The sequence below is a fragment of the Sphingobium yanoikuyae genome, from assembly GCF_034424525.1.
Lineage (GTDB): Bacteria > Pseudomonadota > Alphaproteobacteria > Sphingomonadales > Sphingomonadaceae > Sphingobium > Sphingobium yanoikuyae.
The window spans coordinates 2001085-2018227 of sequence record NZ_CP139979.1; the positions used below are offsets into that span (position 1 = coordinate 2001085).

Below are 17143 nucleotides of genomic sequence, written 5' to 3' on the forward strand. Positions count from 1 at the left end.
CTCAACGCTCCTTCACATAGTGGCCAGGTGCCGGATAGAGCGCGGGATATCCCTTGTCGGGCGATCCCATCGGGGGAGGCGGGACGGGCTCGCTCGAATGGTCGACCAGCCATTCGCCCCAGGCGGTCCACCAGCTTCCCTCATGCGGCTCGGCGCGCGTAAGCCATTCCTCCGCGTCGAGCACGGGGCCGTCTTCCACACGATCGAGCACGCTGTAGCGACGCCCCCTGTGGCCCGGCTCCGATACAATGCCGGCATTGTGACCGCCGCTTGTCAGCACGAAGCGGATGGAGGCCGGGGAGAGCATGTGGATCTTGTGGACCGACTTCCACGGCGCGACATGGTCGCGTTCGGTTCCTACGATGAACATCGGTTTGCGCAGCGCCGACAGGGAAATAGCCCGGCCGTCGACCTTGTATTTGCCTTCGGCCAGATCATCATCGAGAAACAGACGGCGCAGATACTGGCTGTGCATGGCATAAGGCATGCGCGTGCCGTCGGCGTTCCACGCCATGAGATCGTTCATGGGCGCACGCTCGCCCATCAGATATTCGGTGAGGATCCGCGACCAGACGAGATCGTTCGAACGCAGAATCTCGAACGCACCGCCCATCTGGCTGCTGTCGAGATAGCCCCGGCTCCACATCATGTTCTCGAGCAGATTGAGCTGGGACTCATCGATGAAAAGGCCAAGTTCTCCGGGTTCGCTGAACTCGGTCTGGGCCGCGAGCAGGGTGACGCTCGCCAGCCTGTCGTCGCCATCGCGCGCCATTGCGGCTGCGGCGATGGACAGCAATGTGCCCCCGAGACAATAACCCAGCGCGTGGATATGCGCGTCGCCGCAGATCGCGTGGATGGCATCGATCGCTGCCATCGCGCCCAGCCGTCGATAGGCGTCCATGTCGAGGTTGCGGTCGGCGCTGCCCGGATTGTGCCAGGAGATGGCGAAGACCGTGTAACCCTGGCCCACCAGCCAGCGGACCAGCGAATTGTCCGGCGAAAGATCGAGAATATAATATTTCATGATCCAGGCGGGCACGATCAGCACCGGCTCCGGATGGACCATCCCGCTCGTCGGTTCATACTGGATCAGTTCGATCAGTTCGTTGCGATAGACGACCTTTCCTGGCGTCGCGGCAACAGTCTCGCCAACCGGGAACGCCTCAACTCCCGCCGGTGATTCCCCTCGTGCAAGGCGGCTCATGTCCTCGAAAAGATGCTCGATGCCGTCGATGAGGCAGCGCCCGCCTGTTTCGACGATCCGCTTCTGGAGCACGGGATTCGCCGCGATAATGTTCGTCGGCGCGACGATGTCGAGGATTTGGCGGGCCGCGAACGCAACCATGTCTTCATGATGACGGTCCACGCCCTTTATGCCCGTCGTGGCGGCGTGCCACCATTGCTGGGTCAGCAGAAATGCCTGCACGAGAAGATCATAGGGCTGTTCCCGCCAGGCAGGGTCGTCGAAGCGGCGGTCCTGGGGCAGCGGCTCGATTGCGGGAAGGGTGTCGGGATCGCCGGCGCGCCGGGCTGCATAATCAGCCAGTCGCATATATTTGCGACCCAGCTTGGTAGCCAGTTGCAACTGCCTGCCCGGAGAGATGGCGAGATGGAGCGCCCAGTCCGACCATGCCTGAACAAGCGTTGCGGGAGACAGGCCATGCGTTGCCTGAGCCACCATCGCAGCCGCTGCGTGATCGAGCGTCTCGGCGAGGCCGTCGAGGGGGTCGGTTTGGTGTTCATCGATCGACATGCTCAATCTCCTGCGGCGGCAGAGCGGCAACGCCTGCGAGCAGGCGAGTCCCTCTGCTGTGTTTCTTTGCGCAGGCGCTCGGCAGCCTGCAGAAAGGTTAAGTACCTCCCCTTTGAGGTTCACCGCGGCGGAGCGCATGGCTCGCCGTGGAGCAAAGTCTCGACGATGGTCTCTGCGATGAGAATTCGGGCGGCGTCCTCAGGGATCTCGGGAGCAAGCGATCGCAGGACAGTAGGAAAGCTGGCGGGTTGATTGGCAGCGGCGCTCAGCAACGCGAAAAAGAGCGCAGGGTGACTGGCCCTGATTATGCCCTGAGCGATTCCGGCCTCGTAAAGCGTCCGACAACTTTCATAGGCAGGATGGATCAGTTGTTCCGTAACCAATGTCGACCGCTCAGACCTATCCGCTGCGTGCCGAACGACAAAATCCCTCACATAGGGATGGTCCGAATAAAAATAGATTATGCGCGTAATCGCGTCGCAAAGTCGGTCATGAACCGAACGGCTATCGTCTGAGGAAATCTTGGAAATTTCCGCGATTATTCCGGTCGTGCTCTGTGTTATCGCTTCCAGGCAGGCTTTCCAGAGTTGAGCTTTGCTTCCGAAATGCACGCGGATGAGGTTTTGACTGACGCCAGCGGCCGATGCGATTCCTCTCAGATCTGCGCGCTCGAACCCGTCATGCGAAAATGCGCAGATGGCAGCCGCCAGCAATTCCTGTCTGCCACCAACCATATCCTTCTGCCTGCGGCCTCGGGGCGACGGGAGAGGATGAATGGCGACCTCTGTCGGCATGTAGACTCCATGATATGTTCAATTGAACATATATTATGGGTTGCACTTGCACAATGCCTGTTCGGCCGAAAAATCGAACGATCAGCAGAGGATGGGCGAAGCGCCTCTGAAAATACGGCAGTCCCGCTGGTGAGTGATCGCGACGCCTGGCGTCGATCAGACACCTTTACCACGCAGTGCTCGCTCCCATCACAACCGGGCCGCCGGGGCGACGAGTTCATAACCGAACTGCAGCGCCTCGCGGCTCCGCATTGAGCGCGATCTCAAGAATATGGAACAGAGTGGAGAGGCTGCGGAAGCTGAAGCCCGCACGCCCCGAGCTTCGCCTCGCTCGAAGAGGTAACGCAGCGGCCGAGGTCATCGGGCTATCCCTTCATCCTCGCGGCGACCGGGCGAACCCAAGCCCAGCGAAACTAGCCGACTCTCGTCCGTCTCGGGAGGCGCCACGGTCGCTGCTTCCCGCTGAGGATGTCGCACGGAAACCGAGTATCCATACTTGAACGATCGTTCCCGAATCGCTATACATGACCTATGGCAAGACCTCGGGAATTCGACACGGATGCTGCCCTGGACGGTGCGATCACCGTGTTCAGCGAGCATGGATATGAGGGCAGTTCGGCGCAGATGCTCGTGGACGCCATGGGCATTGGGCGGCAGAGCCTCTACGCGGCCTTCGGCGACAAGTGGCAGCTCTATTGCGCGGCGGTGCGGCGCTACGGCATGGGCGAATGCGCGGCGCATTTCGAGGCGCTTCGCAGCGGCGCGCGCGCCATTGACGGGATCGGGGCCATGCTGCGGCGCGTCGTGGAGACAGCAGCCACGCCCTGTCTCGGCGTCGGCTCGACCTGCGAGTTCGGCGCATCGCGGCCGGACCTTGTCGATATCCATGCAGCACTGGGCAGGACATTGCACATGGCCATCGCCTCGCGCATGCGCGACGCGCAGCGTGAGGGCGATGTTGCAGCCAGCCTCGATCCCGAGGCTCTCGCGCAATTCCTGATCGCCAATATCGCCGGGATCCGCGTCGCCGGGCGTGGCGGCGCCGACCGATCAACCCTGGCTGCCCTGCAGGAGATGGTCATGCGCGCGCTGCGCTGACCCCTTTTTTGACCAATTACTGAACGATCATTCAAGATAGGAGAAAGACATGCGAGCAGTGGTGATGACCGCGACCGGTGGCCGCGAGGTGCTGGAGCAGATCGAGCGACCGGAGCCTGTCGCCGGGCCGGGCGAGGCGCTGGTCGAGATCGCGGTTGCCGGGGTCAACTTCATGGATATCGGCGTGCGTCAGGGGATTGCCTGGACTGACATGCCCAATCCCAAGATCCTGGGCGTCGAAGGCGTCGGTCGAGTTCTGGCAGTCGGCGAAGGCGTCGAGGCTGTTCAGCCCGGCCAGCGTGTCGCCTGGGTCTATGCGCCCGGCAGTTATGCTGAGCGGGTCGCGATCCCGGCAACGTCGCTGGTGCCGGTTCCCGATGCGGTCGACGATCGAACGGCGGCCTCGATCATGATGCAGGGGCTGACCGCCAGCCATTTCGCGACCGACTTCTATCCGGTCCTGCCCGGTGATATCGCCTTCGTTCACGCTGCGGCAGGAGGTCTTGGCCTGCTCCTGACCCAGATCATCAAGTTGCGCGGCGGCCAGGTGATCGGTCGGGTCTCATCTGAAGAAAAGGTCGCCACCGCCCGGGAGGCGGGCGCCGACCACGTCATTGTCGATACGGAAGGGCGATTTGCCGAAGAGGCCCTGCGCCTGACCGATGGAGAGGGCGTCCATGTCGTCTATGATGGATCGGGACCGACAACGTTTCAGGGTTCACTCGACGTCCTGCGCCGGTCGGGCACCTTCTGCTGGTATGGCCCGGTGCTGGGTGGGCCAGGGCCACTCGATATCATGAGCCTGCCCAGGAGCATCAAGATCGGCTACGCCGTCTTCTTCGACCATATCCATACCCCGGAACTGCTTCGCAAGCATGCCGCGCAGCTCTTCCAGTGGGTCGCGGACGGCAGGCTCAAGGTCCGGATCGGCGGCGAATATGCCCTTGCGGATGCGGCGAAGGCCCACGCGGATATGGAGAGCCGCAGGACCACCGGAAAGTTGGTGCTGATCCCGTGAGCGCTCGGGTCGCCATGGTGTTCGGGGGATCGCGTGGCATTGGCGCCGCCATCGCAAACCGGCTCGCCGGAGATGGTTTCGATCTGGCGCTGACCTATGTCTCGCAACCTGATCGCGCCGCTGAGGTTGTCCAAGCGATCAACGGCCTGGGACGCAGCGCCATCGCGATTCAGGCTGATAGCGCCGATGCCGATGCTATCACCGCATCAGTGGCGCATGCGGTCGATCGGTTGGGCATGCTCGACGTCGTGGTTGTCAATGCCGGCGTCCTTCGCCGCGCGACAATCGAGGCGTTCACGCTCGAGGATCTCGACCTGATGCTCGACGTCAACGTGCGCGGCGTCTTCCTCGCCATCCAGGCTTCGACCGCGCGGATGCGCGATGGCGGGCGCGTGATCACGATCGGCAGCAACACCGCTATTCGAACTGGCTCGCAGGAAAGCAGCGTCTACGCCATGACCAAGGCCGCCGTCGCGACCATGGTCAAGGGCGTCGCTCTCGACCTCGCGCCCCGGCGTATCACGGTCAACAACATCCAGCCGGGACCGATCGAAACCGATCTGACGGCTGCGATGGTTCCGCGCCTGCGCGACCTCATTCCACTTGGGCGGGTCGGCAAAGCGGAGGAGGTCGCGTCGCTCGTTTCCTATCTGATTAGCCCGGCGGCTGGTTACATGACGGGTGCCAGTCTGACGATCGATGGCGGGTATGTGCTCTAGCGATCGCCACGAAATACTGCAGTTCGGTCGATGACGACGAGAATTGCCGGGCGCCCTTCTCATGATTGACGTTCTGCGCATTCTCTCAATTCTATTGGACGTCGACTGGGTAAGGCATCGCCTTTAAAGGGGCGCGGAAGGGATCACATTGATGTTTACGGACGAAGAGCGGATCAAAGGGTCGGCGAAGCTGCCCGCCCATAGCCGGCACTCCCATGCGCCGCTCAAACTTCTCGCGGAGATGGCTGCCGAACATGGCCGTGAACTCGTCGCTTTGTTCTACGATACGCTGCTTCGTGACCAGGAGGCTGCCCAGTTCCTGAACCACGCTGTGGTGCAGGAGAGGCTCAGCTCTTCCCTCATTGAGTGGCTCACGCAGTTGTTTTCCGGACAGGACATTCGCGACTCCCCCGAAAAGCAGGCCCGCCAGAAGATCATTGGCGAAGTCCACGCTCGCATCAAGATTCCGGTCCATCTCGTAATGACAGGCGCGCTGGTGATCAAGACACGGCTCGCTGAATTGCTGCAGGGTCAGGCAGTCGATCCGTTGGTAGGCATTCGCGCGCTTCAACTTGCTGATGCGCGAATGGACACGGCCGTCATGCTCATCAGCCAGTCCTATGTAAAGGACACCACGGCAAGAGCGAGACTAGATGAAGCCTATCGGCTCTTCTCTCTGGATCAGGACGCTGCAGTCGACAAAGAGACGCAGCGCGCCAGCCTGATGGAGTGGAGCCAGAACACACTGTTCGCGCTTCTGCAAGCTGGCCCTGGTGGCGGGTTGCTCCGCTTGGGCGACTCCGCCTTCGGACTTTGGCTTCGGCATCGGGCACAGTTCATGTTTGAGCAATCGGCGCAGTTCAGCACTGTGGTCCGACTTGTCGAGCGCATCGATGAGATGCTCCTGCCAGAGCTGGTCGCTCCCCGTAAGCGTCAGGATGGCTCATCCGCCTTGGCGGATTTGCGCGCCGCAGTTGACGAAATTTCCTTCCTGGTCGCTGATCTCTTCCAGACATTAAGCACCATGGAAGGAGGACGCGATCCGCTGACCCGTGCCCTTAACCGCCGTTTCCTGCCTGCCATACTTGGCCGCGAGGTCACATTCGCGAAGGAGAACGGGACAGCGCTCAGCGTCATGCTGGTCGATATCGACCACTTCAAGGCGATCAATGATCGGCACGGCCATCAGGTCGGTGATGAAGTCCTCCGGCAGGTGGCACAAGTGATCGTCGGGAATGTCCGGGCGACGGACTTCGTTTTCCGGTACGGGGGCGAGGAGTTCCTGATCGTCCTAGTCGAGACAGGCATCGAGGCTGCGGCCAACATAGCGGAGCGCATTCGGGCAGATATGGAGGGCCATATTTTCGAAACGGGAAGCTCGGGCGGCCTCAGTGTCACCGCGTCGATCGGCATTGCCCTGCATTCCGGCCATCCCGATCAGAAATTCCTGATCAAGGCCGCGGATGAGGCACTCTATCGGGCCAAGGCCGCAGGTCGCAACACGGTGGAACTCGCCCCGATTTATGGAGAAGGCGGGAAGGGGATTTGGCCGCTTGCCACATGACGTTCTTTACACCCAGATGTTTACGGGCATCAGGCTCCAAGTTTCCTGGATTTATCGGTGGCGGTATCGCTCGAGACCGCCACTTGCGTGGCTTGCATAACCAATCTCCCATGCTGCCCGAACATGGGAGGCACGGTAGGGATTGGCGTGACGCGGCAAGCCGGCCTGTGCGGCCTTCAGACCCCATCGATATGCATGGTCGAATTGCACTGATGGGCTCCTTCCCGATCAACCGATTGCCCGGCGACGGCGGCGGAGCATAATCGCGCCGACTGCCAGAACGAACAGGCCAAGCGCTCCTTTGCATTCCAGTTCCGTGTTTTCGCTGAAATCAGGAGACGACATTGCGACGCAAGCTCGTCAATGCGAGTGTGGCGAGCCTCTTTTCGCCTACGCCATTGCCGGAAAACTTGCTCATGGCCAAATCTATGGTGCGGACAAGCGCGTCGTCAGTGCGATCTGCCGCTGTCGATTTGCGCGCGTAGTGCTGCCTTACTCGCCCCAAAACAAGCGAAAGGAGACGGGCATCTTTGGTCGTGTCCCACGGGGTGGTGTAGGAAGGTTTCCCTGAGAGGGTGGCCACCGTCGATCTTCTGGTAGGGTTCGGATGCGAACTCGAACCTGGAGAAGAAGACGATGACCGACGACAGAATGGCCCTTGTTGAGCTGATTGAGCAAGGGGCTGACAGCGATTTGTTGCGCGAGATGCTGGCTTTTGCCGCTGAGCGCATGATGGATATGGAGATCGAGGCGAAGACCGGGGTTCCTGCCGGTGCTCGTAGTGCAGCCCGGCTCAACCACCGTAACGGCTATCGCGAGCGTGGTTGGGACACCCGCGCTGGCCGGATTGATCTGGCAATCCCGAAGCTGCGCAAGGGCAGTTACTTCCCGAGTTTCCTGGAGCCGCGCCGGACCGCCGAGAAGGCTTTGGCAGCGGTAATTCAGGAGGCCTATGTGCACGGGATCTCGACTCGTTCGGTCGATGATCTGGTCAAGGCGATGGGCGCCAGCGGCGTATCGAAGAGCCAGGTCAGTCGTCTGGTTGCCGAGATCGACGAGCGGGTGAATGCCTTTCTGGCGCGGCCGATTGAGGGCGAGTGGCCCTACCTGTGGATCGACGCCACCTACCTCAAAGTCCGGGAAGGCGGGCGGATCGTCTCGACGGCGGCGATAATCGCCGTGGGCGTCAATACCGATGGCCGCCGCGAAGTGCTCGGCGTCGCCACCGGTCCCTCGGAGGCGGAGCCCTTCTGGAAAGCCTTCCTGCGTTCGCTGGCAGATCGGGGCCTTCGCGGGGTGAAGCTGGTCATAGCCGACGATCACAAGGGACTGCGCGCCGCCGCCAGCAAGGTGTTCGCCGCGAGCCAGCAACGCTGCCGGGTGCACTGGATGCGCAACGCGCTGGCCCATGCCGCGCCCAAGCAGCGGCCGGCCGTCATCGCCATGATCAAGACGATCTTCGCGCAGGAAACGGCCGAGGCGGCGCACCAGCAGTGGGAGCAGGTTGCCGATGCCCTGCGCGAGAAGTTTCCAAAGCTGGCCGACATGATGGACGCATCACGCGAGGACGTGCTCGCCTACATGGCCTTCCCCAAAGATCATTGGGCGCAGATCGCGTCCACCAACCCGCTGGAAAGGGTCAACAAGGAGATCAAGCGAAGGTCCGACGTGATCGGTATCTTCCCCAATGATGCCGCTGTGGTTCGTCTCGTCGGAGCGCTTATGCTGGAGCAAAATGATGAGTGGGCCGTATCGCGCCGATACATGACGCTGGAAACGCTCGGCTCGGTGAGCCATAATCCTATTGTCAGCTTGCCAGCACTGGCCGCCTGACCTGAACCCGATCCTGCCGTAGATCGACGGTTCCTACACCACCCCGTGGGACACGACCGGCATCTTTAGCCCGGCTTATTCATCGGGCTCAGTCAGCAGGGTTGGCGGGAGTGGTGTAAGCGATTGCTTGGATGTAGGAAAATGGGTGTCTAGACCAGTCCTGCAGCGAGGCAATTTATGCCACGGGCCACACCCGCCGGGAGCGATGATAGCGCGCCGGGATTTTCGTTTCCAGCGATCGGGCGCCAGAACATCACAGCCGCGTTCGACGGAGGTCGGCTCACCTCGGATGGCGGTGTTCTGCTGCTGGCACAGGCCGAGCGCGCGATGGGGCTTTGCCGGCGGCTTGCGGCTTGCATTGCCGATCCGCGGGACCCTGTGCGGGTGATCCATCGCCTTGATGACATCCTGCGTGCCCGGGTGTTCGCGATCGCCTGCGGCTATGAAGACGCCGATGATCTCGACGCTCTGCGCGACGATCCGGGCTTCCGTCTGGCGCTGGGCAAGCTGCCGGGATCGGGCGCGGGGCTGGCCAGCCAACCGACGATGAGCCGGTGGGAAAATGCGCCGACCACACGCGAACTGGCCAGGATGATGGCCGCGATGATCGACATCTACTGCACCAGCTACCCCGCCGCGCCGGCGGCGGTGACGCTGGATATCGATGACACCTGTGACGTTGTTCATGGCTATCAGCAGCTCTCCTTCTGGAACGGGCATCATGGCGAGCGCTGCTTCCTGCCGATCCATGTCTACGACACTGCCACCGGCCGACCGGTGGCGATGCTGCTGCGCACCGGCAAGACACCGTCGGGCGCCGAAGCTGCCGGCCACATCCGGCGCCTGGTGCGCCATCTGCGCCGGCACTGGCCCGAAACGCACATCACAATCCGCGGCGACGGGCACTATGGCCGGCCCGAGGTCATGGCCTTCTGCGAGGCGGCCGGCGTCGACTACGTGTTCGGCCTGCCGACCAACGCCGCGCTGCGTGCTGATCCCGAAATCGTCGCTGCCGCCGATGCCTGCGCGGTTAAGCGGGCTCAGCGCCAATATCCGGTCCTGCGCAACTATGCCGAGACCCGCTACGGCGCGAAGAGCTGGAAGTGCCAGCGCCGCGTCGTCGCCCGGATCGAGGCCAGCACGCTGGGCATGGACATCCGCTATGTCGTCACCTCGCTGGCCGAAGGTTCGGCTGAGCATATCTACGACACCCTCTACTGCGCGCGCGGCAACGCCGAGAACCTGATCAAGCGCCACAAGACCCAGCTTGCCAGCGATCGTACCTCGTGCCGCTCAGCCAATGCCAACCAGATGCGCCTCATCCTGCACACCGCCGCCTACTGGCTCGTGTGGCGCATCCAGCAGGAAATCCCGAAGGCTGCCGCGCTCGCCACCGCCGAGTTCGCAACGCTGCGCCTGCGGTTGCTCAAGGTCGCCGCCCGCGTCATCGAAACCGCTACGCGCATCCGCGTCGCCTTCGCGTCAGCCTGTCCCGATGCCAGCCTGTTCAGAACCATTGCCACCGGCCTCCGGCCGGCACCCACATAACCAGCGCGGCAGTGCCGCCCAAAGCCCGAGCCCTCGTCCTTCAACCTCGAAAAGCCCATCGATCCTGACGCGGTGAAAAAAACCGCCGGAGGAGCTTGCTCTGATCACCCGACGACCGACAAACCATGCTCGCACGAACCCGGAGCGGAGGCCTCATGAATAGTGCGGGCTAGCAGGGAGGCTGGTAGGCATTACGTAAAGCGAAATTTGGCTAGTAGATGTGGGCTATATCGTCAAGTCCCATTGAGTATTGACAGAAAAACTCAATGAGTGTCGAAAACTCATTGAGTGTCGCCTTAGCCATTATTATTATTCCATAAAATAGCAAAAACTCATTGAGTGGCGGCGTGAGTGTCGCTGAGTGTTACATTTTAATTTTATCTAACACATTGTAATAGAACAATAATCCTGCAACACCGTTGCGTAGGGTTTGCTAGATTAAGGTTTGCTAGATTAAGGTTTGCTAGATTAAGGTTTGCTAGATTAAGGTTTGCTAGATTAAGGTTTGCAGCAAATGTCGGTATCGGTGGTTGCGAGCCCCCGCAACCACCGATACCGACAAACCAGATTTTTCTGGCGTTTGTCGGTCACGGTTGGATCGCCCTCCCGCAACCACATACCGATATCACAAACCGTTTCGGATCATTCCGCGGCGGTTTTTTTATGCCTTTTTTGGCGGATTTGCGCCGTTTCTTGGGGACACAGCGTCTCCCATCGGATCGCGCCTGATGCCAGGACGTCGATTTGCTTTTGGGGGTGTTTTGGAGGGTAATGCCTGTGCCCAGCAGGAGATCCCCCAATGCCGCTCAAGGAACTCGAGGTTCGCTACGCCAGTCGGCGATCAAAGGATTACAAGCTGGGCGATGGCGGTGGTCTCTATCTGCTCGTCCGTCCCACCGGCTCGCGCCTCTGGCGCATGAAATATCGGTTCGACGGCAAGGAGAAGCTGCTCTCGTTCGGGCGCTACCCGGAGGTTACCCTGGCTGAGGCGCGGCTGCGCCGCGCTGAGGCCAAGCTTGCCCTTGCGCGGGGCGAGGATCCTGGTCCCAGGGCCGCCGTGCTTTGAGGCAGCAGCGCGGGCCTGGCATGGCAATCGGGCGAGCGGGCTGGAGCCGGGGCATGCGGCACGCATATTGTCGCGTCTGGAGCGCGACGTGTTCCCGTCGCTCGGGCAGCGCGATCTCAAGGACATCACTGCGGGCGACGTGCTGACGATGTTGCGGGCGGTCGAGGCGCGCGGTGCCCTCGATGTCAGCCGCCGGCTACGTCAGCATGTGAGCCAGGTCTATCTCTTTGCCATCCCGCAGGGCTGGGCCACCCATGATCCGGCTGCCGGGCTTGCGACCCTGCTGCGGCCAAAGCCTCGGGTGCGGCATATGGCCCGGGTTGGGGCAGGGGAGTTGTCGGCGCTTGTACGGGCGATCGACGCCTATGATGGCGATGAGAATCCACGGCGGCGTGCGGTTACGCGCGATGCGCTCTTGTTCACGCTGCTGACCTGGGCGCGGACCAATGAAATCCGCTATGCGACATGGGACGAGTTTGAGGGGCTGGATGGCCCATCCACCTACCATGAGCGTGTCGCGCAGCGGCGGGATTTGGGGCGGCTGTCAGATCGTGCCCGGCGCGATCAGGATCTGAAGCCAGAAGTCATGCGCGTCTTTGCCGAGAATTTCGGCGTTTACGGTGTGCGGAAGGTCTGGCGGCAGATGAACCGCGAGGGCTTTGCTGTGGCCCGATGCACCATCGAGCGGCTGATGCGCGATCTGGGTTTGCAGGGGGTAATCCGTGGCAAGCCTGTACGAACCACGATCAGCAACAAGGCTGCGCCTTGCCCGCTCGATCACGTCAACCGACAGTTCCATGCTCCGGCGCCCAACATGCTCTGGGTGTCGGACTTCACCTATGTCGCAACGTGGGCGGGCTTTGTCTATGTTGCCTTCGTGATCGACGTCTACGCCCGCTATATCGTGGGCTGGCGTGTTAGCAGGACTGCCCATGCCAGCTTCGTGCTGGATGCACTGGAGCAGGCTATCCACGAACGACGCCCTGCCCATCGGGGTGGTCTCATCCATCACAGCGACCGCGGATCGCAATATGTGTCGATCCGATACTCGGAGCGGCTTGCCGAAGCCGGGATCGAGCCATCGGTTGGCAGCGTCGGCGACAGCTATGACAATGCTTTGGCTGAGACGATCAACGGCCTTTATAAGGCCGAGGTGATACATCGGCGAGGGCCATGGCGGTCCTTTGAAGCCGTGGAATATGCCACGCTGGAATGGGTGGACTGGTTTAACAAACGGCGTCTGCTCGAACCCATCGGCAATATCCCGCCGGCTGAAGCTGAGGAACTGTACTACGCCATGCTGGACGACGTCCCCATGGCTGCGTAACTTAAACCAAATAGCCTCCGGCAAACCCGGGGCGGTTCAACCTTTGTGGACGCTCTGCTTCTAATTTGTCATTCCGAACTGCTGACGGTCTCCTATTAGAGCGGCAGTAGTTGACTGAGCGATCACTAATCGGAGTGGGGGCGGTGCTACCTGCGGCAAAGGTAGACCTTCGACAAGATCGATCAGTTGGTGGGTTGCGATCTCGGCCATTTCGCCAAATGGTCGCGCTACGGTGGTCAGGGCGGGGGTTAGCAATTCGGCAACCAGACTGCCGTCAAACCCGACGACGGAAAGCGGGCTTGGTACGGCGATGCGACGTTCCGATGCGACCTTCAGCACGCCCGCTGCCATGATGTCATTGGCGGCGAAAATGGCAGTCGGGAGCGGCGAAAGGGACAGAAGCTGCTCGGCGGCTGCCACGCCGGAGACGAGGCTGTAATCCCCCTCGATTTCATGAAGCAAGGCAACTCTGTTCCGGTCGAGCGCTTCGATGAAACCACGACGTCGTTCGATGGCGGATATCATCGACTGGGGGCCAGTGACCATCGCGATTCGCTGGTGGCCGAGTGCAACCAGATAATCCGCGACCGCACCGGCCGCATCGGCTTCGCGGGACAATATGACGCTGCCATAGCCATCGATCGGTACGGCTGAGAGCGCCACGGCGGCAACCTGTTCGGCTTGCAAGGCCTGGGGTAAGCCAATGATGCCGGATACGGGCGGCAGCACGATCAGGCCATCGATGCGAGACCTGCGGGCAAAGGCAAGCACGTCCTCGATCGCGCCTTCTTCTTCCAGCGGCGTGGAATGGCAGATGACCTCATAGCCGCGCCGTGTTGCTTCTCGTCCGACGCCGCGTTGCACGGTGTCCAGGACCAGAGCGTTGCGATCATTATGGACGATGCCGATCAGGAAGGACCGGCCCTTCGCCAACGCCCGTGCGCGCAGGCTTGGCCTGAAGTTCAGCGCCGCAATAGCCTGTTCAATGCGTTCGCGGGTGTCGTCACTGACTCGTGGCGAATTGTTGAGGACGCGCGAAACCGTGCGGATCGAAACGCCGGCGCGATCCGCCACGTCAGAAATGGTCGGCTCATGGCCATTGTTGAACGAAGCATTGCTATTCATGGTCGGAGGCTATGCTGCCAGATCGCTTCTGTCACGCGCTACCATCATGCCTATCTATTTGACTTGACGCGCGGGTTGGAGAGGCATAATCCACAGCCATCAATGATAGCGCTAACTAAGGCGTGTCGAGCAATTTACGGCGGAGCAGGTCAAGGCTCCAACTGGCCATTGCAAGAAAGAAGGGGAGGATCGAATGAAGCAGATACAATCGTTGCGCGTGCGTTTCCTGACGGGAGCCGCGCTTATTTTTTGCCCGCCCGTGCCAGCGCTGGCACAGGCGCAAAATTCAGCCGAAGCGACGGCTGTCACTGCTGCCGAGCGGCCGCAGGGCGGCTCGGATAGCGCAACCGCAGACATCGTAGTCACCGGATCGCGCATCGCGCGCAATGGCTTCGATGCCTCGACCCCGGTCAGCGTGGTCGGCTCCGAAGACATCAAGCTCTCGGGCAATGTGAACGTCGAAAAGACTCTGGCGCAGTTGCCACAGGTGGTCGGCTCGCAATTGGGTAGCGCGACCTCGAATACCGTTCCCGGCGGCTTTGCCGACGTCAACCTGCGCGGCTTTGGTTCGACCCGCAACCTGGTGCTGGTCAATGGGCGGCGCTATGCCATTTACGGCCCTGAGCAGGTCACCGATCTCAACACGATCCCGTCGAGCCTAATTGCGCGCACGGAAATCGTGACGGGTGGTTCGTCGGCCGTCTACGGCTCCGATGCCATCACCGGCGTCGTCAACTTCATCATGCGCGACGATTTCGAAGGCGTGGAAGCGCGCGCCCAGCTCAACATGGATCGTCCCACCGGGACGCCCGTCTATACCGTCGACCTGACGATGGGCGGCAATTTTGCCGACGGTCGCGGCAATCTGGTCGTGTCGGGCAATTATCTCAAGCGCAACTCGATCACGCGCGGGCAGCGCGGCAGCTTTGCCTATGACTCGCTCAACGACGGATGCATCGTGCCGGGCAGCGGCGGCCATGACCGGGCCGGCACGCCCTTCACGCCGGCCTCTGGCCTGGGCTGCGTCGCGGGTGGCGGTGAGCTTGGCTTCGTTGCCGGTGGCAGCGGTGACATTCCCAATGGACGCTTTTCCGGTATTCCGGCGGCGGGGGGCTCCAATGCGGCGCTCAATGCCGCCTATGCCAATGCCGGCCTGTCGGCGATGACGTCGCGCGGCTTCACCTTCAACGATGAAGGTACGGTTGCCCGGCCACAGATCACGCCGCAGGATGATTTCAATCTAGGGCCCGACAATTATCTGATCCAGCCGCAGAAGCGCTGGATGATCAACAGCTTTGGCCATTATGATTTCACCGATGATATCACCGGCTATATGGAACTTCACTATAGCAGCAATGTGGTGAATGCCCGGCTGGCGCCGACCAATGTCGGGTCGCCCACCTTGTTCGACGTCAATAATCCCTATCTGACGCCGCAGTTGCAGGAAGTGCTCCGCCAGCTCGACCTGGCCGAAACCGGGACGACCACCGTCACCAGCGGTACCGCGACGCGGACGACGACCGCGGGGGACGGCCTCGCGGTTCTGACCGCCGGTCGCCGCTATCGGGAAGTGGGGCCACGATTGGCCAGCGAACGGCGTAATGTCTTCCGTGGCGCCTGGGGCTTCAAGGGCAATCTGGGGAGCGTGTCGGACAATGTCCTGACCGATCTCAAGTTTGACGCCTATTACACCTATGCCCGCAGCGAAGACACGCTGCTGCTGCAGAATGCGATTTCGCGCAGCCGGTTGCAGGCTGCTCTGTTGTCGGTCAATGGCGCTGATCCGGTCTGCAACATCTTTGGTCAGAATATTTCCGAAGCCTGCGCCAGCGCGATCCGTATCAACGCCACCAACTCGACCATCGCCACCCAGCAGGTCGCACAGGCGAGCGTCACCGGTACCCTGTTCCAGCTTCCCGCCGGCCCGGTCGGCTTCTCCAGCGGCTATGAATGGCGCAAGACCAGTGCAACCTTCACGCCGGACTCCTTCCTGGCCTCGGGCGACGTCGCCGGTTTCAATCCCGGACTGCCGACGAAGGGCAGCGTGTCGGTGAACGAGATTTTCGGCGAATTGCGCGTGCCGTTGATCCACGACACGCCGTTCATGGAGAGCCTAGTTGCCAATGGCGGATTCCGCTATTCCGACTATAGCCTGTCCGGCATTGGCGGCCAGTGGACCTATCTGGGCGGGCTCGACTGGCGGGTGAACCGCGATCTGGCCTTCCGCGGCCAGTATCAGCGGGCGATCCGCGCACCCAATGTGAACGAGCTTTACGGTGGCGTGACCCGCGTGGTCGGTGTTGCGACCGATCCTTGTTCCTCGCGCGCTTCGGCGGCGCAGCGGACCGATTCCGTCCGCGCGGTCTGCATCGCGACGGGCGTTCCAGCCGGCGCGGTCTTCACCGACGCGGTCCAGCCCAACAACATCATGCCGGCAGACTTTGGCGGCAACGTCAATCTGGGCGCGGAAAAGTCCGACACGTTCACTGTCGGTGCCGTGTTCACGCCCAGCTTCGCACCGAAACTCTATTTCAGCGTCGATTATTTCAACATCTCGCTGGACGGCGCGATCTCGTCGCTGGGCGGTGGCCTGCAGAACACGCTCAACCTCTGCTATACCGTCATTCAGGACGCCAATAGCGAGTTCTGCCGGGCGATCGTGCGCAATCCCAATACGGGTGAGATCAACGATCCCTATGTGGCGCAAATCCGCAACGCCAATACCGGCAAGCTCAAGACGTCGGGCATCGACTTTGCGATGCGCTATTCCTTCGACGTCGGTTTCGGCTTTCCGGGTCTGGGCAGTAGCAGTTCGTTCGATATCAGCAGCAACCTGACCTATCTGGACGAATTCACGTCCACGCCGGTCGCGGCCCTGCCCGACATCAAGAATGAATGTGCCGGTGCCTATGGACCGACCTGCGGCCAGCCGTTGCCGCGCTGGCGGGCGACGTCGCGCATCACCTGGAATGTCGAGGATCTGAGCCTTAGCCTGCGGCATCGCTATATCGGCAAGGTCACGACCGACCGCTATGTCGTGCCACATCGTCAGGGAGCGGCGAACGCACCCAGCCTCGACAGCTTTGCCTATCCGGTGCTGAACGATCAGAATTATTTCGACCTGTCGTTCAACTACAAGCTGCGCGAGGGGATGGAGATTTTCGGCGGTGCGAACAACATGTTCAACAACAAGCCGCCGGTCACCACCCAGGGACCGAACGCCAATACCTTCTCGGCGACCTATGACGTGTTGGGGACCGAGTTTTTCATCGGCGCATCGCTGAAATTCTGAGACTGA

General features: G+C 61.4%; 12 protein-coding genes and 2 pseudogenes. 10 read left to right on the forward strand and 4 right to left on the reverse strand.

Annotation, left to right across the window (positions count from 1 at the left end; translation table 11 throughout):
• Position 1: 1 nt before the first annotated feature.
• Together U0025_RS09255 and U0025_RS09260 are read right to left on the reverse strand one after the other, a co-directional pair.
• Positions 2 to 1753, reverse strand: coding sequence for a PHA/PHB synthase family protein (locus U0025_RS09255; protein ID WP_004207062.1), 1752 nt, complete (start codon positions 1751 to 1753; stop codon positions 2 to 4).
• A gap of 119 nt (positions 1754 to 1872) precedes the next feature.
• Complete coding sequence (locus U0025_RS09260; protein WP_004207063.1) at positions 1873 to 2547, reverse strand: TetR/AcrR family transcriptional regulator; 675 nt, start codon at positions 2545 to 2547, stop codon at positions 1873 to 1875.
• A 531-nt stretch (positions 2548 to 3078) separates the two neighbouring features.
• Here U0025_RS09260 and U0025_RS09265 point away from each other — a divergent pair.
• The 4 genes from U0025_RS09265 to U0025_RS09280 all read left to right on the forward strand — a co-directional run bounded on the left by U0025_RS09265 (position 3079) and on the right by U0025_RS09280 (position 6946).
• A complete protein-coding gene (locus U0025_RS09265; RefSeq protein WP_004207065.1) occupies positions 3079 to 3645 on the forward strand; it encodes a TetR/AcrR family transcriptional regulator in 567 nt (188 codons plus the stop codon).
• Positions 3646 to 3694: 49 nt separating this feature from the next.
• Positions 3695 to 4663: a quinone oxidoreductase family protein gene (locus U0025_RS09270; protein ID WP_004207066.1), complete on the forward strand. Its 969-nt coding sequence runs from the start codon at positions 3695 to 3697 to the stop codon at positions 4661 to 4663.
• Entirely contained in the window at positions 4660 to 5382 is a 723-nt protein-coding gene (locus U0025_RS09275) for an SDR family oxidoreductase (protein WP_234893157.1), read from the forward strand. The genes U0025_RS09270 and U0025_RS09275 overlap by 4 nt, the downstream gene beginning before the upstream one ends.
• Before the next feature lie 151 nt (positions 5383 to 5533).
• Entirely contained in the window at positions 5534 to 6946 is a 1413-nt protein-coding gene (locus U0025_RS09280) for a diguanylate cyclase (protein WP_004207069.1), read from the forward strand.
• A 51-nt stretch (positions 6947 to 6997) separates the two neighbouring features.
• Here U0025_RS09280 and U0025_RS26180 read toward each other — a convergent pair whose 3' ends face one another.
• Positions 6998 to 7156: a ribosome modulation factor gene (locus tag U0025_RS26180; RefSeq protein WP_419555358.1), complete on the reverse strand. Its 159-nt coding sequence runs from the start codon at positions 7154 to 7156 to the stop codon at positions 6998 to 7000.
• Positions 7157 to 7582: 426 nt separating this feature from the next.
• Between U0025_RS26180 and U0025_RS09285 the strand changes: the two genes are divergently transcribed.
• From U0025_RS09285 to U0025_RS09300, 5 genes and pseudogenes are all read left to right on the forward strand, one after another.
• Positions 7583 to 8779, forward strand: a complete 1197-nt coding sequence (locus U0025_RS09285; RefSeq protein WP_004207070.1) for an IS256 family transposase — start codon at positions 7583 to 7585, stop codon at positions 8777 to 8779.
• Between the two features lie 177 nt (positions 8780 to 8956).
• Positions 8957 to 10327, forward strand: a complete 1371-nt coding sequence (locus U0025_RS09290; RefSeq protein WP_004207071.1) for an IS1380 family transposase — start codon at positions 8957 to 8959, stop codon at positions 10325 to 10327.
• A gap of 799 nt (positions 10328 to 11126) precedes the next feature.
• Positions 11127 to 11393: an Arm DNA-binding domain-containing protein gene (locus U0025_RS09295; RefSeq protein ID WP_004207073.1), complete on the forward strand. Its 267-nt coding sequence runs from the start codon at positions 11127 to 11129 to the stop codon at positions 11391 to 11393.
• Positions 11350 to 11607: pseudogene (locus U0025_RS26115) on the forward strand (phage integrase central domain-containing protein); the annotation flags it as partial. The gene U0025_RS09295 and the pseudogene U0025_RS26115, both read left to right, overlap by 44 nt.
• Positions 11608 to 11886: 279 nt before the next feature.
• Positions 11887 to 12720 (forward strand): annotated as a pseudogene (locus U0025_RS09300) (IS3 family transposase); the annotation flags it as partial.
• Positions 12721 to 12780: 60 nt separating this feature from the next.
• On the opposite strand, the gene U0025_RS09305 reads toward U0025_RS09300, so the two are convergent.
• Positions 12781 to 13845: a LacI family DNA-binding transcriptional regulator gene (locus U0025_RS09305; protein WP_004207075.1), complete on the reverse strand. Its 1065-nt coding sequence runs from the start codon at positions 13843 to 13845 to the stop codon at positions 12781 to 12783.
• 193 nt (positions 13846 to 14038) lie between these two features.
• Between U0025_RS09305 and U0025_RS09310 the strand changes: the two genes are divergently transcribed.
• A complete protein-coding gene (locus U0025_RS09310) occupies positions 14039 to 17137 on the forward strand; it encodes a TonB-dependent receptor domain-containing protein (protein WP_004207076.1) in 3099 nt (1032 codons plus the stop codon).
• Positions 17138 to 17143: the final 6 nt, after the last annotated feature.

Excerpts from the sequence above, each read along its gene's own strand:
- U0025_RS09255 (WP_004207062.1), bottom strand. The coding sequence starts at position 1,753 with ATGTCGATCGATGAACACCAAACCGACCCCCTCGACGGCCTCGCCGAG.
- U0025_RS09260 (WP_004207063.1), bottom strand. The coding sequence starts at position 2,547 with ATGCCGACAGAGGTCGCCATTCATCCTCTCCCGTCGCCCCGAGGCCGC.
- U0025_RS09265 (WP_004207065.1), top strand. The coding sequence starts at position 3,079 with ATGGCAAGACCTCGGGAATTCGACACGGATGCTGCCCTGGACGGTGCG.
- U0025_RS09270 (WP_004207066.1), top strand. The coding sequence starts at position 3,695 with ATGCGAGCAGTGGTGATGACCGCGACCGGTGGCCGCGAGGTGCTGGAG.
- U0025_RS09280 (WP_004207069.1), top strand. The coding sequence starts at position 5,534 with ATGTTTACGGACGAAGAGCGGATCAAAGGGTCGGCGAAGCTGCCCGCC.
- U0025_RS09285 (WP_004207070.1), top strand. The coding sequence starts at position 7,583 with ATGACCGACGACAGAATGGCCCTTGTTGAGCTGATTGAGCAAGGGGCT.
- U0025_RS09290 (WP_004207071.1), top strand. The coding sequence starts at position 8,957 with ATGCCACGGGCCACACCCGCCGGGAGCGATGATAGCGCGCCGGGATTT.
- U0025_RS09295 (WP_004207073.1), top strand. The coding sequence starts at position 11,127 with ATGCCGCTCAAGGAACTCGAGGTTCGCTACGCCAGTCGGCGATCAAAG.
- U0025_RS09305 (WP_004207075.1), bottom strand. The coding sequence starts at position 13,845 with ATGAATAGCAATGCTTCGTTCAACAATGGCCATGAGCCGACCATTTCT.
- U0025_RS09310 (WP_004207076.1), top strand. The coding sequence starts at position 14,039 with ATGAAGCAGATACAATCGTTGCGCGTGCGTTTCCTGACGGGAGCCGCG.